21 protein-coding genes are annotated in these 21,635 nt (G+C 72.3%); 14 read left to right on the top strand and 7 right to left on the bottom strand.

Annotated features, from left to right (window positions below; genetic code table 11):
- Window positions 1-32 precede the first annotated feature (32 nt).
- From IEX47_RS08915 to IEX47_RS08930, 4 genes are all read left to right on the top strand, one after another.
- Window positions 33-662: a TetR/AcrR family transcriptional regulator gene (locus IEX47_RS08915; RefSeq protein ID WP_188783644.1), complete on the top strand. Its 630-nt coding sequence runs from the start codon at window positions 33-35 to the stop codon at window positions 660-662.
- A 118-nt stretch (window positions 663-780) separates the two neighbouring features.
- Entirely contained in the window at window positions 781-1,059 is a 279-nt protein-coding gene (locus IEX47_RS08920) for a hypothetical protein (RefSeq protein ID WP_188783645.1), read from the top strand.
- A gap of 67 nt (window positions 1,060-1,126) precedes the next feature.
- Complete coding sequence (locus IEX47_RS08925; protein WP_188783646.1) at window positions 1,127-2,005, top strand: oxygenase MpaB family protein; 879 nt, start codon at window positions 1,127-1,129, stop codon at window positions 2,003-2,005.
- Window position 2,006: 1 nt separating this feature from the next.
- Entirely contained in the window at window positions 2,007-2,867 is an 861-nt protein-coding gene (locus tag IEX47_RS08930) for an oxygenase MpaB family protein (RefSeq protein ID WP_188783647.1), read from the top strand.
- A gap of 227 nt (window positions 2,868-3,094) precedes the next feature.
- Here the strand turns inward: IEX47_RS08930 and IEX47_RS08935 are convergent, their stop codons facing one another.
- The gene (locus IEX47_RS08935; RefSeq protein WP_188783648.1) at window positions 3,095-3,898 is read right to left on the bottom strand and encodes a zinc metalloprotease; all 804 of its coding nucleotides are present in this window, start codon (window positions 3,896-3,898) and stop codon (window positions 3,095-3,097) included.
- A 148-nt stretch (window positions 3,899-4,046) separates the two neighbouring features.
- Window positions 4,047-4,694: a TetR/AcrR family transcriptional regulator gene (locus tag IEX47_RS08940; RefSeq protein WP_188783649.1), complete on the bottom strand. Its 648-nt coding sequence runs from the start codon at window positions 4,692-4,694 to the stop codon at window positions 4,047-4,049.
- 77 nt (window positions 4,695-4,771) lie between these two features.
- Here IEX47_RS08940 and IEX47_RS08945 point away from each other — a divergent pair, with 77 nt between their 5' ends.
- From IEX47_RS08945 to IEX47_RS08960, 4 genes are read left to right on the top strand one after another with little or no spacing between them, the layout of a single operon-like run.
- Window positions 4,772-5,716 carry a patatin-like phospholipase family protein gene (locus IEX47_RS08945; RefSeq protein WP_188783650.1) on the top strand — a complete coding sequence of 315 codons (945 nt, stop codon included), beginning with the start codon at window positions 4,772-4,774 and terminating at the stop codon, window positions 5,714-5,716.
- A complete protein-coding gene (locus tag IEX47_RS08950) occupies window positions 5,713-7,179 on the top strand; it encodes a flavin-containing monooxygenase (protein WP_188783651.1) in 1,467 nt (488 codons plus the stop codon). The genes IEX47_RS08945 and IEX47_RS08950 overlap by 4 nt, the downstream gene beginning before the upstream one ends.
- Window positions 7,176-8,015 carry an SDR family oxidoreductase gene (locus tag IEX47_RS08955; protein WP_188783652.1) on the top strand — a complete coding sequence of 280 codons (840 nt, stop codon included), beginning with the start codon at window positions 7,176-7,178 and terminating at the stop codon, window positions 8,013-8,015. Before IEX47_RS08950 ends, IEX47_RS08955 begins: the two co-directional genes overlap by 4 nt.
- Entirely contained in the window at window positions 8,015-9,496 is a 1,482-nt protein-coding gene (locus IEX47_RS08960) for a flavin-containing monooxygenase (RefSeq protein ID WP_188783653.1), read from the top strand. The genes IEX47_RS08955 and IEX47_RS08960 overlap by 1 nt, the downstream gene beginning before the upstream one ends.
- Before the next feature lie 34 nt (window positions 9,497-9,530).
- Here IEX47_RS08960 and IEX47_RS08965 read toward each other — a convergent pair whose 3' ends face one another.
- A complete protein-coding gene (locus tag IEX47_RS08965) occupies window positions 9,531-9,695 on the bottom strand; it encodes a hypothetical protein (protein WP_188783654.1) in 165 nt (54 codons plus the stop codon).
- A gap of 136 nt (window positions 9,696-9,831) precedes the next feature.
- Between IEX47_RS08965 and IEX47_RS08970 the strand changes: the two genes are divergently transcribed.
- Both IEX47_RS08970 and IEX47_RS08975 read left to right on the top strand, forming a co-directional pair.
- A complete protein-coding gene (locus IEX47_RS08970; RefSeq protein WP_188783655.1) occupies window positions 9,832-10,704 on the top strand; it encodes an AAA family ATPase in 873 nt (290 codons plus the stop codon).
- Window positions 10,705-10,707: 3 nt separating this feature from the next.
- Window positions 10,708-12,123, top strand: coding sequence for a vWA domain-containing protein (locus tag IEX47_RS08975; RefSeq protein ID WP_188783656.1), 1,416 nt, complete (start codon window positions 10,708-10,710; stop codon window positions 12,121-12,123).
- Between the two features lie 175 nt (window positions 12,124-12,298).
- Here IEX47_RS08975 and IEX47_RS08980 read toward each other — a convergent pair whose 3' ends face one another.
- A complete protein-coding gene (locus IEX47_RS08980; protein WP_188783657.1) occupies window positions 12,299-13,471 on the bottom strand; it encodes a glycerophosphodiester phosphodiesterase in 1,173 nt (390 codons plus the stop codon).
- Between the two features lie 101 nt (window positions 13,472-13,572).
- Between IEX47_RS08980 and IEX47_RS08985 the strand changes: the two genes are divergently transcribed.
- Window positions 13,573-15,078 carry a potassium/proton antiporter gene (locus IEX47_RS08985; RefSeq protein ID WP_188783658.1) on the top strand — a complete coding sequence of 502 codons (1,506 nt, stop codon included), beginning with the start codon at window positions 13,573-13,575 and terminating at the stop codon, window positions 15,076-15,078.
- Between the two features lie 30 nt (window positions 15,079-15,108).
- Here IEX47_RS08985 and IEX47_RS08990 read toward each other — a convergent pair whose 3' ends face one another.
- The gene (locus tag IEX47_RS08990; RefSeq protein WP_188783659.1) at window positions 15,109-15,621 is read right to left on the bottom strand and encodes a LytR C-terminal domain-containing protein; all 513 of its coding nucleotides are present in this window, start codon (window positions 15,619-15,621) and stop codon (window positions 15,109-15,111) included.
- A gap of 11 nt (window positions 15,622-15,632) precedes the next feature.
- Window positions 15,633-15,929, bottom strand: coding sequence for a type II toxin-antitoxin system VapB family antitoxin (locus tag IEX47_RS08995; protein WP_188783660.1), 297 nt, complete (start codon window positions 15,927-15,929; stop codon window positions 15,633-15,635).
- A gap of 54 nt (window positions 15,930-15,983) precedes the next feature.
- Here IEX47_RS08995 and IEX47_RS09000 point away from each other — a divergent pair, with 54 nt between their 5' ends.
- Together IEX47_RS09000 and IEX47_RS09005 are read left to right on the top strand one after the other, a co-directional pair.
- Window positions 15,984-16,631, top strand: coding sequence for a LysE family translocator (locus IEX47_RS09000; protein ID WP_188783661.1), 648 nt, complete (start codon window positions 15,984-15,986; stop codon window positions 16,629-16,631).
- A gap of 51 nt (window positions 16,632-16,682) precedes the next feature.
- Entirely contained in the window at window positions 16,683-18,425 is a 1,743-nt protein-coding gene (locus IEX47_RS09005) for a helicase HerA-like domain-containing protein (protein WP_188783662.1), read from the top strand.
- On the opposite strand, the gene IEX47_RS09010 is transcribed toward IEX47_RS09005, so the two are convergent.
- Window positions 18,403-21,150, bottom strand: a complete 2,748-nt coding sequence (locus tag IEX47_RS09010) for an FtsK/SpoIIIE domain-containing protein (protein ID WP_188783663.1) — start codon at window positions 21,148-21,150, stop codon at window positions 18,403-18,405. The genes IEX47_RS09005 and IEX47_RS09010 overlap by 23 nt on opposite strands.
- A 168-nt stretch (window positions 21,151-21,318) precedes the next feature.
- Here IEX47_RS09010 and IEX47_RS09015 point away from each other — a divergent pair, with 168 nt between their 5' ends.
- Window positions 21,319-21,633, top strand: coding sequence for a WXG100 family type VII secretion target (locus IEX47_RS09015; RefSeq protein ID WP_188783664.1), 315 nt, complete (start codon window positions 21,319-21,321; stop codon window positions 21,631-21,633).
- Window positions 21,634-21,635: the final 2 nt, after the last annotated feature.

Genomic DNA, 21,635 nt, shown 5'->3' on the forward strand with positions numbered 1-21,635 from the left:
GAACTTTCCTCCGGATCGATAGGGTCATCCACGTGTCTGTGTCCGACATCACCCCCGAGCGCCTCCCGCGCGGCCGCCACGGCATCGATGCCGAGGCCGTCGTCGCCTCCCAGCGCGCCCGCCTCCTGCGGGCCGTCGTCCAGGTCGTGGGGGAGCGCGGCTGGAGCGGCACCCGCATCGCCGACGTCGTCGCCGCGGCGGCCGTCTCGCGGCGTACGTTCTACGAGCTCTTCGACGGCCTCGAGGACTGCTTCACCGCGGCGATCGAAACCGGCTTCGCCCGGCTGATCGAGGCGATCGACGCCACGGCGCCGGCTGACGGCGACGACTTCGAGGCCCGCGTACGCCGCTTCCTCGGCGCCTACATCGAGCTCCTGGCCGCGACGCCCGGGGCCACGCGCGCGCTGCACGTGGAGATGCTCCGGGGCAGCGACGAGGTCCGTGCGCTCCACGACCGGGTGATGGAGGCGGTGGGGGAGCGCCTCCTCGTCGCGCGGTTCGGCGACGGCGACCGGGGCGACGTGCCCGCGGAGTTCGGTGTCGCGCTCGTGGCGGGCTTCGAGCACCTGCTCAGCCGTCACATCCGGGCGGGCGGCGACGAGGCGGGGCTGGCGGCGGTCGTCGATGCCGCGGCTGCGATCGCGGTCCGCGCCCTGGGCTGACGCTCGAAGCATGCGGCGGGCGCATGCCTAACCCTGCAATGAGGCATTGGACGCATGGGTTCCGCGGTCGGAGAATGGTGACGCAAGCCACTCCCCCGACTGAAGGAAGTTCCCCCTCATGGCCCGCGCTGTGTCCCCGTCCGTGTTCGTCGTCGAGGAGCGCCGTGACTGGCAGGTCACCGCACCCCACCTCGCGCCGCACCGCCAGGACCGCGAGCCGTGGGGCACCCACCACGTCAAGCTCGAGGGCTCCCTCGTGACCGCGTGTGGCCAGTCCGCGATCGCCTGGCCGGTCTTCTGGGGCCGTCCGTTCGACGCCACCGCCAAGGGCGCCTGCCCGCGTTGCGCCCACGTGCTCCGGCTCGCCCACGCGCCGCAGCGCCGCTTCTCCGCCTGAGGCAGCTCCGCGAGACCGGCCCGTCCGGGCCATTGACAACAGGCGTTGCCAGGGTCTTTCCTGAGGCATGGCCACGCGCAGCCGGAGTGCCGGTCTCGATCCCGCGACCGACCACCTGGAGATCGTCCGCAACCTGTCCCTCTACGAGTTCCCGTGGGACACGCTGCAGGCGTTGAGCCTCGCCCTCTTCCGTACGTACGCCGTGCCGAGCATCGGCGGGCTCCTCGACCGGACGGGTGCGTTCACGAGCGCGACGCAGAAGCGCTACGACGACACCGCGATCCTGCTCGAGGCCGTCGGGCTCGAGGGCTTCGCCAGCCCGCAGGGCCGTGCCGCCGTACGCCGGATCAACCAGATGCACCGGATGTACGACATCAGCAACGACGACATGCGCTACGTCCTGGCGACGTTCGTCGTCGTGCCGGTGCGGTGGAACGCCGACTTCGGCTGGCGGCCGTTCGAGCCGTTCGAGATCGAGGCCGGCGTGCAGTACTACCGCGAGCTCGGCCGCCACATGGGGATCCGTGACGTCCCGACGACGTACGACGGGTTCGCGCGGCTGATGGACGACTACGAGGCCGCCCACTTCGCCTACGACGAGGGCGCCGCGCGGGTCGCGCGGGCCACGCTCGACCTGCTCGCGTCCTTCTACCCGCGACCGGCCCGCCGGGTGGTCGACGTCTTCAGCCGGTCGCTGATGGAGCCGGAGCTGCTGGCGGCCTTCGGGCTGGAGGAGCCGGGCGCCTTCGCCCGCCGCCTCGCACGGACGGCCCTGAGGCTGCGCGCCCGCGTCGTCGCGCTGCTCCCGGCGCGGCGCCGACCGGTCCACGTCCGCGACCTCCGCCGGATCCGCAGCTACCCCGACGGCTTCACGGTCGACGAGCTGGGCACCTTCGCCCCCGGCTGCCCGGTACCGCACGCCCGCCCGATCGCCGACGGAGCCTGAGATGGGATTCGGCCCCGGATCGCTCCTCTACGAGTCGTACGGCGACCGCGCCGGCTTCGTCTTCGCGCCGGCGACCGGCCTGATGCAGCTGATGTACCCCGCGCTCGGCAAGGGGGTGGAGGAGCACTCGGCCTTCTACGACGAGCCGTTCCAGCGACTGACCCGGTCGGTCCCGCAGATCCTCGGGATGATCTTCGATGGCGACACGGCCGACCGGCAGGCGCACCGGGTCCGCGACTTCCACCGCGACATCAAGGGCTCCATGCCGTCGGGCGAGCGCTACCACGCGCTCGACCCGGAGACCTTCTTCTGGGCGCACGCCACCTTCGTCGACGTGGCCTTCCGGGTCGACGACCTGGTCAAGCGCCGCATGTCGCCGACGGTCCGGGAGGCGTACTACGCCGAGACCGTCGACTGGTGGCGGATGTACGGCATGACGATGCGCGTCGTCCCGCGGACGTACGGCGACTTCCTGGAGTACTGGGACCACCACGTCGACCACGTCCTCGAGGTCACGCCGGCCGCGCAGGGCCTGATCGACTACCTCAACCGGCCGTGGCGGATGGAGCAGCCCTGGCTGCCCGGGCCGCTGTGGCAGGTCGCCTCGCGGCTCGGCGGACTGCCCGCGCGCGATGTCGCGGTGGGCTGCCTGCCCCCGCAGCTGCGCGAGCGGTGCGGCTTCGCGTGGGGCCCGGCGCAGGCGGCCGGGCACGCGGCGTTCATGGCCTCGATGCGGGTCGCCTGGCCGCGGGTGCCGGAGAGGGTCCGGCTGCTGCCGCGCGCCCGGGCGGCGTACCGCCGGCAGGGGCGGACCGGCTTCGACGCCGCGGTGGCCCGGATCGAGCGCCAGCGCGTGGCCTGAAGCGTGGCCTGAAGCGTGGCCTGAAGTGCGCGGCCCGGCGCCTTCGTGGTGGACCCGCCCCGCGCCGGGGGATTGGTTGGCGGGGACGGGCCACCCTCCGCGTACCCGCTCGGCGCCTCGGCTAACGCCCCGAACCGCCGCAGATGCAGAAAGAGGCCCGCCCGGCTGGTTGCCGGGCGGGCCTCACCCGCGGGGGAGGGATGCGGGGACCTGGGGGGCGGGGCGTCTCAGGAGCCGTAGAGCGCGCGGACACCCTGGGCGTCGTACGAGCTGAACTGGAGGTTGTCCGAGCCGCCGTTGCACTGCGGGTAGTGCATGATCGAGACCGAGTCGTACGGCGTCAGCGGACGCCAGTTGTTGTCCTCGAAGCAGGTGCCGGCCTCGGGCCGCGTGTGCTCGTGGCGGAAGCCCAGCGTGTGGCCCAGCTCGTGGCCGAGGATGTTGGACGGCGTCCAGCTGCCCGAGGTGAAGATCGAGTCGTCGACGAGCACGTTGCGCGAGCGCTTCGGCGTGGAGGGGAAGAAGGAGCGCGCGATGTACTGCGACGTGGAGACCGGCTCGACCGAGAAGAGGACGTTGTTGTTGCGGGTGCTGCACGAGGAGTCCTGGCTCGGCACGTAGACGAAGTCGATCGCCGACGAGGCGTTCTCCCAGAGGGCTGCACCACCGTTCATCGCCGCGACGATGCCGGCCTTGTCAGCGCCGAACTTGTCGCTCACGCAGTAGGTCAGGTTGCCGACCTGGCTCGCCGACCACTTGTCGTCGGCGCCGTTGACGGTGTTGACGATCAGGCCCTCCTCGAGCTTCTTGCCCTGCTTGGGCGTGCTCGTCAGGGAGTCGTAGAACTGGCGGAGCTCGCCGGTGCTGTCGACCGGCTCGTCGCCGTTGACGATCCGCACGCCGGTCGGGTCGGTGTAGGTCGAGGCCTCGAACTGCTGCCACGACGGGATGTCCGCGGCGTACGCGGTGCCGGCGATGGCGGTGGTGCCGACGGCGGCCGCCAGGACCGCCTTCCACTTGCTGAGGGGCATGGTGTGTCCTCCGGGTGTCAGGGCCTGCGGTAGCAGGTGACGTCACGGTAGGAAGCGGCGCTCGACGGCGGGAAGAGTGTGCGGACTACACGTTTCTGCAATGCAGGAACGTGCAGGTCACGGCCCGATCACGGCACACGTGGAGTGGTCAGCGGCGTCCGGAGATGCCGTCGTACATGACTCGCTGGATGGCGGCGCGGAGCCGCTGCTGGTCGAGCTCCGGGTCGTGCAGTGCGGCCAGGACGGAGGCGAGGATCATGCCGTTGATCGCGCGTGCGGTGTTGTCGACGTCGAGGTCGTCGGGCAGGTAGCCCTCCGTGACGCCGTGCTGCACGTAGGCGGCGGTCAGGGTCGTCGCGAGCGCGAAGAAGTCGAGGATCCGCGCGCCCATCTCCTTGTCGATGCCGGGCGCCACGAGCAGCAGCATCCGGGGGACGCGCGGGTCCTCCCCGAAGACGTCGGCCAGCGCGTCGCCGATGCGGGCGGTCTGCGCGCGGTACTCCTCCAGCGAGTGGGGGGCGTCGGGGGCGTTCTCCGCCGTGAGGGTCGCGACGACGCGCTCGATCAGGTCGTTGATGACGTGCTCGACGATGTCGCGCTTGTTGGCGAAGTAGCGGTAGAAGGTGCCGTGCCCGATGCCCAGGCGCGCGGCGATGTCGGCGATGCCGGTCGCGTGGTAGCCGTTGGCCGCGAAGCACTCGAACGCCGCGTCGATGATCTCGCGGCGCAGCTCGGCCTTGCGCCGCTCGACGCGGCTCAGCGGGGCGACCTCCGCGGCGGTCTGCTGGGCGCTCATGGTGGGTGAGTCTATTGCTGCGGCCCAGAAAATGACATACCGTTCCGGCACTGACATTCCATTCCGTAAGGATCTTCATGACGAAGCGCGCGCTGGCGATCGGCTGCGGCGGCACCCTCGGGTTCGCCTGGACGGCGGTCGCCCTCGACGAGGTGCAGAAGGCGCTGGACTGGGACGTCCGCGAGGCCGCCGTGCTCCTCGGCACCTCCGCCGGCTCCGAGCTGGTCGCCGCCCTGGGCAGCGGCCGCACCCCGCAGGACCTGCTCGACGCGCTCGACGGCGTCGAGGGCGCCGACCCGGTCCTCGCCCGCCACGTCGCGGCGCACCCGGGCATGCTGCCGCCCGTCCCGCGCCCCGCCCTGCCGGCGCGCGGCCTGGTCGCCGCCGGGTTCCGCAACCACGCGGCGTACACGGTGATGGCGGGGCTGCTGCCGCGCGGCCGTGGCGACGCCACCTTCCTCCGGGAGTACGGCGCGTCCCTGGCCGCTCCGTCCGGCTGGGTGGCGCACCCGGCGACCTGGATCGTCGGCACCGACACCCGCAGTGGCGAGCGCGTGGCGTTCGGCTCGGACGGTGCCCCGCAGGCAGCGCTGGACGATGCGATCGCGGCGTCGTGGGCGATCCCGGGCTGGTTCCCGCCGGTCACGATCGCCGGGCGCGACTACCTCGACGGCGGCTCGAGCTCCTCGGTCTCCGCCGACCTGCTGCTCGGGCAGGACCTCGACGAGGTCGTCGTCCTCGCGCCGATGACCACCGCTGGCGGGGTGCCCGGCCGGGGTGCGAGCCGGATCGAGCGGCTGCTCCGCCGCCAGATGACCGCCGGCCTCGACCGGGAGGTCGCCGCGCTGCGCGCCGCCGGCCTCACGGTCGTCCGGGTCGAGCCGGGTGCTGCCGAGCTCGCCGCGATGGGTGCCAACTTCATGGACCTCCGGCGCCGTCCGGCCACCCTGGCCGCCGCCCGCGCGGCGCTGCCCGCCACCGTCGCGACCGCGCTCGCCCACTCGAACAGGACCCCCGCATGAGCCACCACGAGGTCGTCATCATCGGCGCCGGCATCTCCGGCATCTGTGCCGCGATCAAGCTGCGCGAGGCGGGCGTGACCGACGTCGTCGTCCTCGAGAAGGGCGACAGCTTCGGCGGGACCTGGCGCGCCAACACCTACCCCGGCTGCGCCTGCGACGTGCCCTCGCGGCTCTACTCCTTCAGCTTCGCGCAGAACGCCGACTGGTCGCGCGTCTACGCCGGCCAGGCCGAGATCAAGGAGTACGTCGAGCGGGTGGCGCGCGAGCACGGCGTCGACGAGGTGACCCGCTTCGGCGTCCGGATGGACGACGCGGCGTGGGACGGGCAGGCCTGGCAGCTGGCCACCAGCGACGGCCCGATGAGCGCCCGCTTCCTGATCTCCGCGGCCGGCCCGTGGGACGCGCCGAACATCCCCGACCTCCCCGGCCTCGCGGACTTCCCGGGCCGGGTCTTCCACTCCGCGCAGTGGGACCACGACTACGACCTCACCGGCAAGCGCGTGGCCGTCATCGGCACGGGCGCATCGGCGGTGCAGTTCGTGCCCGAGATCCAGAAGCAGGTCGCGCACCTCTCGCTCTTCCAGCGCACCGCCCACTGGGTGCTTCCGAAGGCCGACCACGCCGTGCCGTCGCTCGAGAAGCTGGCGCTGCGCCACGTCCCGCTGCTCAACCGCTCGATGAAGCGGGTCGAGTACGCCGCGATGGAGCTCGTCGGCCGCGGCTTCCACCGCCCGAAGCCCGTGATGGTGGGGTTGCAGAAAGTCGCCGAGGGCTACCTCAAGGCGGCCGTGCGCGACCCCGGCCTGCGCGCGAGGCTGACCCCCGGGTACGCGATGGGCTGCAAGCGGATCCTCTTCTCCAACAACTGGTTCCAGGCGCTGCAGCAGCCGAACGTCGAGGTGCTCGCCACCGGCGTGCGCGAGATCCGCGGCGACGTGGTCGTGGGCGCCGACGGCAGCGAGGCCGCGGTCGACGCGATCATCCTCGGCACCGGCTTCCACATCCTCGACATGCCGGTCGCCGAGCACGTGCGGGGCGCCGGCGGCCAGACGCTGGCCGACGTCTGGGCCGGCTCGCCCGAGGCCTACCTCGGCACGGTCGTCCCCGGCTTCCCCAACGCCTTCATCGTGCTCGGGCCGTCGCTCGGCACGGGCCACACCAGCGCCTTCCAGATCGTCGAGGCCGTCACGGCGTACGTCGTGCAGGCGATCGGCCATGCGCGTGCTGCCGAGGTCACGCTCGACGTCCGCGCCGACGTCATGCGCGACTACGTCGACGAGGTACAGGCCGGCCTCGAGGGGACGGCGTACAACCGCGCGGAGTGCAACAGCTACTACCGCGACGCCAACGGCCGCAACAGCTTCGCCTGGCCGTGGTCGAGCGGGGCGCTCACGCGTCGCTTCAGCCGCTTCGACCCGACCGTCTACAGCACCAGCCCGTCCCTCCAGGAGGTCTCCGCATGAGCCGCTACCCGAAGATCCAGCTCGACGGCACGCTCGTCGCCATCACCGGCGGTGCGCGCGGCATCGGGCTGGCCACGGCGAAGGCCTTCGTGGCGAAGGGTGCCCGGGTCGCGATCGGCGACCTCGACCTCGAGCTGGCCCGGGCGGCGGCGGCCGGGCTCGGCCCGACCGTCACCGCGCACCCGCTCGACGTGAGCGACAAGGCGTCCTTCGCGGCGTACGTCGAGGCGGCGGAGACCGCGCACGGCACGCACGTCGAGGTGCTCGTCAACAACGCGGGCATCATGCCCAACGGCGCCTTCCTCGACGGCGCCGAGCGGATCGACCGGCTCCAGTTCGACGTCAACGTCCACGGCCCGATCCACGGCATGCGCGCGGTGCTCCCGGCGATGGTCGAGCGGGGCCACGGCCACGTCGTCAACGTCGCCTCGCTCGCCGGCAAGTTCCCGCTCCAGGGCCTCGCGGTCTACAACGCCACCAAGTTCGCCGCGGTCGGCCTGACCGCCGCGGTGCGCCTCGAGATGGCCGGCACCGGCGTCAGCGTCACCTGCGTGCTGCCCAGCGCGGTCCGCACCGAGCTCAGCTCGGGCATCGACCTCGGCGTGCTGCCGACTGTCGACCCCGAGGACATCGCCGCCGCGATCGTCGGCTCGGTGAGGTCGCGGGCCGCCGAGATCGCCGTACCGTCGTACGTCGGGTTGGCGACCAAGACCGTCCCGCTCATCCCCGAAGGCGCCGTCCGGCTGATCCGCCGGCTGGCCCACGACGATGCCGCGATCAGCCGCGTCGACCCGACCGTCCGTCAGCGTTACCTCGACCGAGTGGAGAACCAGTGATGCGCAGCCACCACGACGCGATCATCGTCGGCGCCGGCTTCGGCGGCATGGGCGCCGCCATCCAGCTGAGGCGGCTCGGCTACGACGACCTCGTCATCCTCGAGCGCGAGTCCGACCTCGGCGGCACCTGGCACGTCAACCGCTATCCCGGGCTCGCCGTCGACATCCCGTCGTCGACGTACTCCTACTCCTTCGAGCCCAACCCGTACTGGTCGCGGCTCTACGCGCCCGGCGCCGAGCTCAAGAAGTACGCCGTCCACGTCGCCGACACCTACGACCTCAAGCGGCACATGCGCTTCGACACCGTGGTGACCGGTGCCCGCTGGGACGAGGAGGCGCGGCTCTGGCATGTGTCCCTCGAGAGTGGCGAGACCCTGTCCGCGGTCTGGCTCGTGACGGCGACCGGCTTCCTGAGCCAGCCCAAGATGCCCGACATCGACGGCATCGACACCTTCGCGGGCAAGGTCATCCACACGACCGCGTGGGACGACTCCTACGACCTGGCCGGCAAGCGCGCGGCGATCATCGGCACCGGCGCGACCGCCGTCCAGCTGATCCCGGAGGTGGCGAAGGAGGTCGCCGAGCTGACCGTCTACCAGCGCACGCCGATCTGGGTGACGCCGAAGTCGGACGTCGCCATCCCGAAGGCCGTGCAGAAGGCCTTCGCGGCGCTGCCCTTCACGCAGAAGGCGGTCCGCCTCGGCGGGACCTCGGTGCTGGAGGTGCTGATGGTCGCGGGCGTGCTGAAGTACCGGGAGTTCCGGCCGTTCAGCAAGGTCGCGGAGAAGATCGCGCTGCGCCACCTCGCCCGCCAGGTCCGCGACCCCGAGACGCGCCGGAAGCTCACGCCCGACTACACCTTCGGCTGCAAGCGCCCGACGTTCTCGAACACGTACTACCCGACGTTCAACAAGCCGCACGTGCACCTCGAGACGGGCTCGATCGCGGCGGTCGACAAGACCGGAATCCGCACCGTCGACGGCCACCGCACCGAGATCGACGTGCTGATCCTGGCCACGGGCTTCAACCTCTGGGACGCCAACTTCCCGGCGATCGAGATCATCGGCCGCGACGGCAAGAACCTCGGGAAGTGGTGGCGCGAGACCCGCTTCCAGGCCTACGAGGGCATCACGATGCCGGGCTTCCCCAACCTGCTGTCGCTCAACAGCCCCTACTCGTACAGCGGGCTGTCGTACTTCACCACCGTCGAGTCGCAGATGAAGCACATGGACCGGCTGCTCGGCGCGATGCAGGAGCGAGGCGCGACCGTCTTCGAGGTGACCCAGGAGGCCAACGACCGCTTCCTCGCGCGGATGACCGCGAAGCTCAGTGACTCGGTCTTCACCCTCGGCTCGTGCGCCTCGGCCAACTCGTACTACTTCAACCAGCACGGGGAGGCGACGCTGCTGCGGCCCACGTCGACGATCGCGGCGCACCGTGAGGCGGTCCGCTTCCCGCTGGAGGACTACGCCTACGCGTGAGCGGCGTACGCCGTGGTCGAGCCTGTCGCGGCCGTCAGGGGGCGAGGACCAGCTCGGACTGCTGGACCTCGACGACCTGGGCCGGGGCCGGCTCGGCCGGGCTCGCGAAGCCGTAGAGGTCGCTGGCCACGGAGAGGGTCACGTGGCCGGCGAGCACCGCGAACGTCGCCACGCAGGCCTTCGCCACGGCGAAGGTCATCGTCTGCGAGAGAGTGCGCGGGCCCCGGAAGTTCACGCTGGTTCAACGGCGCAGGCTCGATTTGGCTACTGCCCGGCCACTGCGTGATCGGTCACTCTCGGGACGAGTTGATGTGATCCGGCCCTACGATCGCGACGTGAGCACCAGCACCTGGTTCCAGAGCCCCGACGACGCCGCCACGCGGCTCAACGCGGTCGGCTACCTGACCGACACCCCGACCGCCACCACGGCGTACCTCACGGGTGCGCTGGAGAAGCCGCTCCTGCTCGAGGGCCCGGCCGGTGTCGGCAAGACCGAGCTGGCCAAGGCGGTGGCACGCGCGACCGACGCCGAGCTGATCCGCCTGCAGTGCTACGAGGGGCTCGACGAGGCGCGGGCGCTCTACGAGTGGAACTACAAGAAGCAGCTGCTGCGCATCCAGGCCACCGACACGTCGCAGGACTGGGAGCAGACCCACGACGACATCTTCACCGACGAGTTCCTGCTGACCCGGCCGCTGCTGACTGCCATCCGGCGTACCGAGCCGACGGTGCTGCTCATCGACGAGGTCGACAAGACCGACGTCGAGGTCGAGGGGCTGCTGCTCGAGATCCTGTCGGACTTCCAGGTCACGATCCCGGAGATGGGCACGGTCTCGGCGGTGCGCAAGCCGTTCGTCATCCTCACCTCCAACGCCTCGCGCGAGCTGTCCGAGGCCGTGAAGCGCCGCTGCCTCTACCTCCACCTCGACTACCCCGACGCGAAGCGCGAGAAGGAGATCGTCCTCTCGCAGGTGCCGGGCGTCTCGGACAAGGTCGCCGGCCAGCTGGTCGAGACGATCGGCCGCATGCGCGACCTCGAGCTGAAGAAGTCGCCGTCGATCGCCGAATCCGTCGACTGGGCCCGCACGCTCGTCGCGCTGCAGATCGGCAAGCTCGACGACGCCGCGATCACCCGCACGCTCGGCGTCGTGCTCAAGCACCGCTCCGACCAGGAGCGCGCGGTCCGCGAGCTGAAGCTGGGGCGCTGACCCGTGCTCCTCGACCGGCACATCGGCTTCGTCGAGGCGCTCCGCGCCGCCGGCCTGTCGGTGAGCCTCGCCGAGGACATCGACGCCGCCCGTGCGCTGACGCACATCGAGCTCGATGACCGCGAGACCGTCCGCGCGGTGTACGCCGCGACGCTCTGCAAGCGCGACGGCCACCGGCCCGGCTTCGACCAGCTCTTCGACCTCTGGTTCCCCGCGCTGATCGGCGACGGGCGCATGGGCGCCGGCATCTCCGCAGGCGACACCGACGGCTACGAGCTGGTCACCAAGGAGGGCGACAACGAGCTCGCCCAGCAGCTCGCCGACGACGGACCGCAGGCGCTCGAGGAGTTCCGCGAGGAGCTCGGCCGGGCGCTGCAGGAGGACGACCGGCAGCGGATCGCCGAGCTCGCGATCTTCGGCGTCGGCCAGTTCGGTGCGCTGCCGGGGCAGGGGCCCGGCCGCTCGACCTGGAGCGCCTACACGGCGATGAAGCGGATCCGGCCCGAGGACCTCGCCTTCCGGATCATGCAGGGCCTCGAGGCCCAGGGGTTCGGCGAGGAGGAGGCCCGCGCGGTCGCCACCCGCCGGATCGGCGTCTTCACCGGCCTGTCCGAGGCCGACGCGGTCCGCCGGATCGCGCAGGAGAAGGGCGTCGAGAAGGTCCAGGAGACCGTCGTCCGCCCGACGCTCGACCGGCTCGACTTCCTCTCGATGCGCCGCGACGACGTCGAGGAGCTCCGCCGGCAGATCTACCCGCTCGCGCGGCGGCTGGCCACGCGGCTCACCCAGGAGCACCACGCCCGGCGCCGCGGTCCGCTCGACTTCCGGCGTACGGTCCGGGCGTCGATCGCCACCGGCGGCGTCCCGCTCACCACGCACCACAAGCCGAAGCGGCCGCACAAGACCGAGCTCGTCGTCTTCTGCGACGTGTCCGGGTCGGTGGCCAACTTCGCGGCGTTCACGCTGCTGCTCGTCTACGCGCTGCGCGAGCAGTTCGGCAAGGTGCGCGCCTTCACGTTCGTCGACGACGTGGTCGAGGTGACCGACCAGTTCGTGCCCGGCGGCGACCTCGTCGACATCATGACCGGGCTCGTCGCGCAGTCGGCCCAGGCGGCGCGGTTCGGCCGGACCAACTACGGCCGGGCGTTCTCGAAGTTCGTGGAGAAGTACCCCGACGCGCTCGGCCCGAAGACGTCGTTCCTCGTGCTCGGCGACGCGCGCTCCAACTACGCCGACCTGAAGATCGACGCGCTGAAGACGATTGTCGAGCGCAGCAAGAAGCAGTGGTGGCTCAATCCCGAGGTACGCCGCAACTGGGACACGGGTGACTCCGTGGCGACGCGCTATGCGGACCTGGTGCCGATGGTGGAGTGCCGCAACCTGACCCAGCTCTCGGAGTTCGTGCACGACATCCTCTGAGGCGGGTCGGTGTGGCCGCCCGGCTCCAGCCGGCCGAGGCCGCCCCACCGCCCGGCTGGCACCATCCGCTCGTTCCTCGCTCCTGGCGCCAAGTGCCGGGGGTGGGGCACCTCGTCCTGCCGGAGCCGGCCGGCCGCCAGGCCCCCTCGCGCGGCTGCGCCGGCCGGCCGGGCGATCAGCTGAGCCAGGCGTTGCGGGCGGTGACGGCGAGGTCGGGGTTGTCGCTGAAGACGCCGTCGACGCCGGCGTCGAGGAACGCGCGGGTCTCCCCGGGGAGGTCGCCGGGGGCGTTCGGGTCGGTGCCGATGCGGAAGTTGGTCGGCAGGAACTGATTCTCGCGGCGCATGGTCCACACGTGGACGAGCAGGCCGTCGGCGTGGGCGTCCGCGACGAGGCTCGACGGCGTACCGATGGCGCCGGCGGTGCGGGGGAGCACGAGGTTCTTGTTGGCGCCGATGCCGTCGGCGTACGTCGCGACGTCGGCGAGGCCGGCGGGCGAGACCACGTTGCGGTAGGTGCGCGGGTCGCCGGCGGCGGTGAGGTCCCACGGGGAGCCGGAGGCGTCGACGAGCTGGATGAGCGGGGTGTCGACCAGGCCGTCGAGCTCGCGCAGGTTGGCGGTCTCGAACGACTGGATGAACGCCGGGTCGTCGGCATCGTCGAGGTCGGCCTTGCGCAGCGCGGCGACGAGGGGCTCCTCGAGGCTGAGCCCGATCGAGGCGAAGTACGACGGGTGCTTGGTCTCGGGGTACACGCCGATCGTCCGGCCGTAGCGCTTCGACTCGGCGCGGACCAGGTTGAGCACCTCCTGGAACGTCGGGATCTCGAACCGCCCGTCGTACGCCGTATTGGCCGGCCGCACCTGCGGCAGGCGCTCCTTGGCGCGCAGCGTCTTGAGCTCCGCCAGGGTGAAGTCCTCGGTGAACCAGCCGGTCTCGGAGACACCGTCGACCACCTTCGTGGTGCGACGGGCGGCGAACTCCGGGTGGTCGGCGACGTCGGTGGTGCCGCTGATCTCGTTCTCGTGGCGCGCGACGAGGACGTGGTCCTTCGTCGACACGAGGTCGGGCTCGACGTAGTCGGCGCCCTGCGCGATCGCGAGGCGGTACGACGCCAGCGTGTGCTCCGGCCGGTAGCCCGAGGCGCCGCGGTGGCCGATGACGAGCGGCCGGGTGACGAGGGGCGCGGTGGTCGCGGTGGCGGCCGAGGCGTTCGTGGCGGCCGAGGCGGACGGCGTCGGCGTGGGCGCGGGTGCCGGGGACGCGGCGTACGCGGTGGTGGCGGTGAGCGAGAGCGAGGCGGTGGTGAGGACGAGGGCGATGGCGCGGCCCGAGCGGCGGAGGTTCATGGGGTCGAGGCAAGCAGGCGCGGGTGACGTCAACGTCGCAGCCGGGTGAACGCTGCGCCGCTAGACTTCGATCCCGCCGCCTATGACGCCGAGGTGACCTCTTGACCTTCGACGCCCACCAGCTCGACATCGCGTTGCTGGCCGGCTCGGCGATCACGCTCCTGGCGATCCTCGCGGTGCGCCTCTCGGCCGGTCTCGGCCTGCCGTCGCTGCTGCTCTACCTGCTCATGGGCGTCGTCCTCGGCGAGTCGGTCATCGGCATCCCGTTCGACGACGCGGAGCTCGCGCACGCACTCGGCTTCGCGGCGCTGGTGCTGATCCTGGGTGAGGGCGGCCTGACCACGTCGTGGGAGTCGATCAAGCCGGCGATGCGGCTGGGCGTGCTGCTGGCGACGGTCGGCGTCGCGGTCTCGGTCGGCCTGATGACGCTCTTCGGGCACTACCTGCTGGGCCTCGACTGGCACCTCGCGGCTCTCCTCGGCGCCGCCATCTCCGCGACCGACGCGGCCGCGGTCTTCAGCGTGCTCCGCACGGTTCCCCTACCCCGCAGCATCACGGGCGCGCTGGAGGCGGAGTCGGGCCTCAACGACGCGCCGGTGGTGGTCCTCGTCGTGCTGCTGTCGTCGGGCGCCGGCTCGTCGCACGGCATCGCCGCCATGGTCGGCCTGGTCGTCTACGAGCTCGTCGTCGGCGTGCTGCTCGGCCTCGCGGTCGGCTACCTCGGCGCCTGGACGATGGGCCGCGCCGCGCTGCCGGCGTCGGGCCTCTACCCGCTGGCCGTGCTCTCCTTCTGCATCCTCGCGTACGGCGGCGGAGCCTTCATCCACGCCTCCGGCTTCGCCGCGGTGTACGTCGCCGCTCTGGTGCTCGGCAACGCCGAGCTGCCCCACCGGGCCAGCACGAGGTCGTTCGCCGAGGGCGTCGCGTGGATGGCGCAGATCGGGCTCTTCGTCATGCTCGGCCTGCTGCTCTCGCCCGGGCGGATCACGCTCGGGACGATCGCGCTGGCGTTGGCCGCCGGCGCCCTGCTGACGCTCGTCGCCCGGCCGCTGTCGGTCTACCTGTCGGCGTTGGGCTCGGGGCTCGGCCGGCGCGAGAAGGTCTTCCTGTCGTGGGCCGGCCTCCGCGGCGCGGTGCCGATCGTCTTCTGCACGATCCCGCTCGCCGAGGGCATCGACGGGTCGCAGCGGCTCTTCGACATCGTCTTCGTGATGGTCGTCGTCTTCACCCTCGTCACCGGCCCGACGCTGCCGTACGTCGCCCGGCTCCTCCGGGTCGCAGAGCGTGCCGAGCCGCGCGAGGTCGCCATCGAAGCCGCGCCGCTCGAGCGCATCGCCGCCGACCTCCTGCAGGTCCGGGTCACCTCGCGGTCGAAGATGCACGGCGTCGAGGTCGGCGAGCTCCGCCTGCCCAAGGGCGCCTCGGTCTCCCTCGTCATCCGTGACGGCGAGATGAAGGTGCCCGAGCGGCGTACCGTCCTGCGCCACGGCGACGAGCTCCTCGTCGTCACCCCGCGCAAGCAACGCCACGCCACCGAGCAACGGCTCCGCCTCGTCTCCCGCGGGGGTCGCCTCGCCCAGTGGCTCGGCAGCGAGCCCGCCGAGTAGCCGGGTCGGCCGTCGTACGCGCGGAGTGGCTCAGGGGACCTTGGGGCCGCAGATGAAGGTGTCAGCCTGGGCGACGACCGCCGCCACGCGGGGGTGCCAGCGGCGGAGGTTGTCGCCGACGACGACCACGATGCCGTCGCCGAGCGCGGGCTTGCCGTCGAGGATCTGGGTGCCGGGGCCGAACTGCGCCGCCACCAGCTTCGCGGCGGGGCTGCTCGGGTCGGCCCAGACCTGGGCCCGCTTCACGTCGGCCGTCCCTGCGTTGCCGGTGTCGCCGGGCACGAAGCCCCGCTTCATCAGCTTCTTCATCGCGGTGCTCGCGCCGCCGGCCTTGCGGCCGGCGTTGTAGACGCTGACGACGACCTCGCTCGGGTGCACCTTCTGGCCCGCGGTGACCTGCGTGTCGGCGCACGCCGACGAGTCGCTGTAGTTGCTCAGCGAAGGGAACGGCCGGGTCGTCCAGTAGAGGCCGAGCACCAGCATCAGCACCGTCAACCCGGCGAGGGTTGCGAGGGTGCGGCCGGAGGTCTCGTGCGGGTCCATGTCGCTCCTGATCAGTCGTCGAGCTCGAGCACGCGGGCGTGGACGACGTTGCGCTGCTGCAGTGCGGCTCGCAGGGCGCGGTGCAGGCCGTCCTCGAGGAAGAGCTCGCCACGCCACTGCACCACGTGGGCGAAGAGGTCACCGAAGTAGGTCGAGTCCTCATCGAGCAGCGAGGTGAGCCTGAGCGTGTCCCTGGTCGTCACCAGGTGATCGAGGCGCACCTGTCGCGGCGGCACCTTGGTCCAGGCCTGGGAGGTCGTCCCGTGCTCCGGATAGGGCCGGCCATCGCCGACGCGCTTGAAGATCACGCCCGCGATCCTAATCCGATTGCCTGCGGACCGGACGCCGCCCACAATCGGGAGGTGCCCGACCTCGCCCAGCTGACCACGTTCCTCGTCGCCTCGATCCTCTTCATCCAGGTGCCGGGCCCGTCGCTGCTCTTCACCCTCGGGCGCGCGCTGACCGTCGGGCGATCCGACGCGCTGTGGTCCGTCGTCGGCAACGCGCTCGGCCTCTTCGTGCAGGTCCTCGGGGTCACGCTCGGCCTCGGCGCGCTCGTCGCCGCCTCCGCGGCCGCCTTCACCGCGCTCAAGCTCGTCGGTGCGGTGTACGTCGTCTGGCTCGGCGTCCAGGCGATCCGCCACCGCGGGGACGCGCGCGCTGCGATGCTCGCCGCCCGCGGCGGGGTCCGGCGTACGTCGGCGGCGGGGTCGGTGCGCACCGGCTTCGTCGTGGGGGCGACGAACCCCAAGACGATCGTCTTCTTCGCGGCGTTCCTGCCGCAGTTCCTCAACGACCGGGCAGCAGCGGCGCCGCAGCTGCTCGCGCTCGGCATCGTCTTCTCGGCGATGGCCGTCGCCTCCGACTCGGTCTGGGTGCTGGTCGCCTCGCGGGCGCGTGACTGGTTTGCCCGCGAGCCGCAGCGGCTCGACCGGATGGGGACGGCGGGTGGCGTGATGATGATCGGCCTCGGCGCCACGCTCGCCACCACGGGATCCGCGTCGCACTGACACGGCGCGACCTGCTGTGCTCGTGGTGGAGTGAGATCTAGGCTTCGCGCCATGACCGACACGCCTGCCGAGCAGCCCGCCGCCCCTGCGGCCGAGACCCCCGCTGCCCCCGCTCCCGCCGAGGCTCCGGCCGCTGCTCCTGAGGCCGCTCCGGCACCTGCTGCCGCGGCGCCCGCCGCGCCTGTTCCCGAGGCAGCGCCCGCTGCTCCCGCCGGTGGGAGCAAGCTCGCCGACGCCATCCGGCCCGGCTACGCGTTCGAGGGTGCGGCGCTCGAGCTCGGCGGCCTGATGGCCGACGCGGACACGCTGACCGACGTCCACATCCGGATCCCGCTCGGCATGCTCAACCGCCACGGCCTCGTTGCCGGCGCGACGGGCACCGGCAAGACCAAGACGCTGCAGCTCCTCGCGGAGCAGCTGAGCAGCAACGGCGTCGCGGTCTTCGCAGCCGACATCAAGGGTGACCTCTCCGGCATCTCGGTGCCCGGCGAGGGCGGCGACAAGATCACCGCCCGGGCGGCTTCCGTCGGCCAGGAGTGGAAGGCGCAGGGGTTCCCGACCGAGTTCTTCGCCCTCGGCGGCCAGGGCACGGGCACTCCCGTCCGGGTCACGATGAAGGAGTTCGGCCCCACGCTGCTCGCGAAGGTCCTCGGCCTCAACGAGACCCAGGAGTCGAGCCTCGGACTCGTCTTCCACTACGCCGCCCAGGCCGGTCTCGAGCTCGTCGACCTGGCGGACCTCCGCGCGGTCGTGAAGTTCCTGACCAGCGACGCGGGCAAGCCGGCGCTCGAGGACCTCGGCGGCCTGTCCTCGGCGACCGCCGGCGTCATCCTGCGCGAGCTGATCGCCTTCTCCGACCAGGGCGCGGACCTCTTCTTCGGCCAGCCGCAGTTCGACGTCGCCGACTTCCTCCAGGTGCACGACGGCAAGGGCGTCATCTCGCTCATGGAGCTGCCCAACCTGCAGGACCGGCCGGCTGTCTTCTCGACGTTCCTGATGTGGCTGCTCGCGCAGCTCTTCCGCTCGCTGCCCGAGGAGGGCGACCTCGACAAGCCGAAGCTGGTCTTCTTCTTCGACGAGGCCCACCTGCTCTTCGCCGATGCGTCGAAGGACTTCCTGACGCTCATCACGCAGACCGTCCGCCTGATCCGCTCGAAGGGTGTCGGCGTCTTCTTCGTGACCCAGTCGCCCACCGACGTGCCGGACGAGGTCCTGGCCCAGCTCGGCTCGCGCGTCCAGCACCAGCTCCGCGCCCACACCCCGAACGACGCCAAGGCGCTCAAGGCGACGGTCAACACGTACCCCGACAGCGAGTACGCCGACCTCGGTGAGGTGATCACGTCCCTCGGCATCGGTGAGGCCGTCGTGACGGTCATGAACGAACGCGGCGCGCCGACGCCTGTCGCGTGGACCCGGCTGCGTGCGCCCGAGTCGCTCATGGACGCCGCACCGGCCGCAGGCATGGAGGCCGCGGTGAAGGCGAGCCCGCTGTACGCGAAGTACTCCCAGGTCCAGGACAGCGAGTCGGCAGCCGAGAAGCTCGGCGCCCAGGAGGCGGCCTCGGCGAAGGCGGCGGACGAGGCTGCGGCCCAGGCGACCCAGGCGAAGGAGAAGGCCGCGGAGGAGAAGCAGGCCGCGAAGCCCGCTCCGAAGGCCAAGGGCAAGCACAGCGGCGCCTTCGCGGACGCCGCGTGGAACAGCGCCGACGACATCGCTGCGGCCCTCGCGCCGCGCGGCAAGAAGCAGCTGGCCCGCAACGTGACCAACATCCTCAAGGGCGTCTTCCGGCGCTGACGGCTGCCGGGGCGGCCGCCAGGAAGTGGTGGCCGCCCGGCGTCAGGCCGTGGCCCGGCCGAGCCGGCACGGCCTGGGCGCGGTGACGGCCGTGGACCGACTCCGCCGGGTCGCCGAGCCGGAGCTCGAGCTTCGTGCCGAGGACGTCGCGGAGCGCCGGGCGGAGGTCGCCCCAGCGGGTTGCACTCACCAGGAGGTGGATGCCGACCGCGAGCGACTCCTGCGCGAGTGCGGTCAGGTCGTGCTCCACGTCGGGCCACCGGTCGCGGAGGGTCGACCAGCCGTCGACCACGACGTACACCTCGGGATCGTCGGTGCGGGGGCTGCTCCGTCGGCGTGAGGCCTCCGCCGAGAGCTGCTCGACCAGCGCCCGCAGCTGTGCGGGCTGGCTACGGTCGACGTGGCTCGCCACGTCGCGCAGGTCGCCGAGCGCCGCCAGGTCGCCGCCGAGGTCGGCGAGCGCGAAGCGCAGGCTGCCGGCGGGTGCCGTCGCCGCGAGGCTCCTGACGACGGTGGCGAGCAGCGTGCTCCGGCCGGTGCGTGGCGCGCCGACGACGACGAGGTTCCCGGTCGTTCCCGTCAGGTCGAGCAGGAGCGGCTCGTGTCGTTGCTCGCGCGGGAGGTCCACCATGCCCACCGGCAGCCGCTCGGCTCCCGCGCCCGGGACCGAGGACAGCAGGTCATCGAGTGCGACCGGGGTGGCGAGTGGGGGCACCCAGAGCCGACGTGCCTGCCGACCGGAGCCGGCGCGTTCCCGCGCGGAGGCGACGACGCGCTGGAGGAGGGGCGGCGTCTCGACCACCCGCGCGCCCGGGTCGTCGACGCGGGCTGCGGTGAAGGGGAGAACGGTGCCGCCGGGGACCGTCGTGCGGCCCGGGGCGGAGACCAGCACGCCCTGGAAGCGGACAGGCGCGTCGGGCCCCGTGGCGAGGTAGCCGGCGCCCGGGGCCGACGGGAGGCGGTGCGCGTCAGGCACGCCGATGACCGCGCGTGACTCGGCCGCGGAGAAGGTGCGGAGCGCGATCCGGAAGCCGAGGTGTGACTCCAGGCCGCGCAGTCGTCCTTCGTCGAGCCGCTGTGAGGCGAGGAGCAGGTGCACGCCCAGCGAGCGTCCGACGCGGCCGATGGCAGCGAACAGCTCGGCCAGGTCGGGGCGCGCGGCCAGCAGCTCGGTGAACTCGTCGACGACGACCACCAGCGAGGGCGGACCGCCGTCGAGCTCGCGTGCAGTGGTGCGCCCGGCCGTGCGCAGCAGCTCCTGGCGCCGGGTCAGCTCGCCGGCCAGGGCGTCCTGCATGCGATCGACCAGCGCCAGGTCGCCGGCGAGGTTGGTGATCAGCCCGGCCGTGTGAGGCAGCTCGGCGAGCCCCGCGAACGTCGCGCCGCCCTTGAAGTCGACGAGCAGCAGGTTGACCTGCTCCGGCGGGTGCGCGAGCGCGAGCCCGGTGACGAGCGTGCGCAGCAGCTCGGACTTGCCACTGCCGGTGGCGCCGATGACGAGCCCGTGCGGCCCGTGGCCGCCCGCCGCCGGCTCGCGCAGGTCGAGGTGCGTGACTCCGCCGCTCTCGTCGGTGCCGATCGGGACGCGGAGCGGCTCATGGGGACCGCGGCGCAGGAGCGTCAGGACGTCCTCCGTGACCTGCCCACGCGAGAGGGGAGCGAGACGGCGCGCGAAGGCGCCGGCGGTGGCGGTGTCGCAGCTGTCGGCGACGTACGCCGTCGGGGTGACGTCGGCGCCGCCGCGGAGCACGCGGGCTGCGGGCCCGAGGACGAGCGCTGTGCTCGTGGAGGTCGGGGCACCGCCGAGCCGGACCAGGGTGGTGACCGGGCGGTCCGTGCCTCGCGGGTCCTGCCTGCGTTCGTCGACGACGAGGAGGTGCGCGCCGGGTGTGCGCAGCGTCTCCAGTGCCTCCCGGGAGTCGAGGACGAGGCGGGTGGCCCCCACGCCGTCGACCTCGATGGGGGAGCCGTGGTGCGGGAGCCAGGCGAGCCAGGCCCACGCTGCCGCAGCCTCGCTGTCACCCGGATCGAGCAGGACGGCGATCCGCAGCGTGGAGGCGTCGCGCCCCAGCGCGGCCGAGCAGACGAGCGCGCGGGCGCTGGCGCGCGTGGCCTCGGTCGGCCCCGTCAGGACGATGTCGGGTGTGGCCGCCAGGTCCACCTCCACGGGTAGATCGGTCACGTGGCCGTGTGCAGCGACGAAGCGGTCGAGCGCCCGCTGTGCGACCGGGTCGGCCGGCTGCCCGGGGACCGGTTCGGGGACCTCGAGGCCGAGCGTGAGCGGCCCGGTCGCCGAACCGATGCGCACGTCGAGGGTCGTGCGCGGCGTGGGCAGCGGACTGGTGAGCAGGAGGGCCGGGGGTGGGTGGCGGGCCAGGGTGCGCTCGCGCTGGCCGCTGCGGGCGGCGCCGACGGTGGCGCGGGCCCGGGCGAGATGGGCGAGGTGGTCCTCGCGGCTCATCCCGGTGTGGTCGCGGCGCTGCCGTCGCTGGCGCTCGACCTGGAGGACGACGAAGGCGACCGTCACCACGAGGAAGAGCCCGGCCGCCACGAGGCTGCGCGTGCGCATCGCGCCCGAGTCGCCCAGGCTGGAGGAGGCCACGAAGACGGCCGAGCCGACGCCGCCGAGTGCGGGCAGCGCGATCAGCAGCGCCCCACCTTCACGGGGGCGCATCGGTGGCGGCGGGGGCAGGCGCAGCACCGGTCGCTGGTCGGTCGTGGTCATGGCGGTGACGCTAGGTCGAAGCACCGACGTCCGTCTGCCGGGCGCCGGCCGGCCTGTGGAGAACAACCTGCGCGGAGCGCGCCTGTGGAAACCGCTGGATGGTGGCGACGCCACTTGGGCATCCACCCGTACGACGCCACGAGAGGTGGCCGGACGAAGGGATGCGCGATGAACAGTGGTGCCGGCATCGGCAAGGCCGACGGGGTGGTCCTCGCGGCCGCGGCCGACGTGGGACAGACGAGGGCAGAGCTGCAGGGCGACCTCGCCGCCCTGCGCTCACGGCTCGACGACCTCGCGGGCCAGTGGGAGGGGCGCGGCCACCGCGCCTTCATGAACGCCGTCGACTCCTGGCAGGCGACGGCCGACCGTGTGGTGCGCAGCCTCGACGACTTCGAGGCGCAGCTGCGTGCCACCGAGTCGACGTACGACGACGCGGAGGACCAGGTCGCTGCCGCGCTCGGTCGCTTCGCGGGCCGGGGCTGAGG

It is taken from the genome of Nocardioides phosphati (assembly GCF_014646375.1).
GTDB classification, from domain to species: Bacteria; Actinomycetota; Actinomycetes; order Propionibacteriales; family Nocardioidaceae; genus Nocardioides; species Nocardioides phosphati.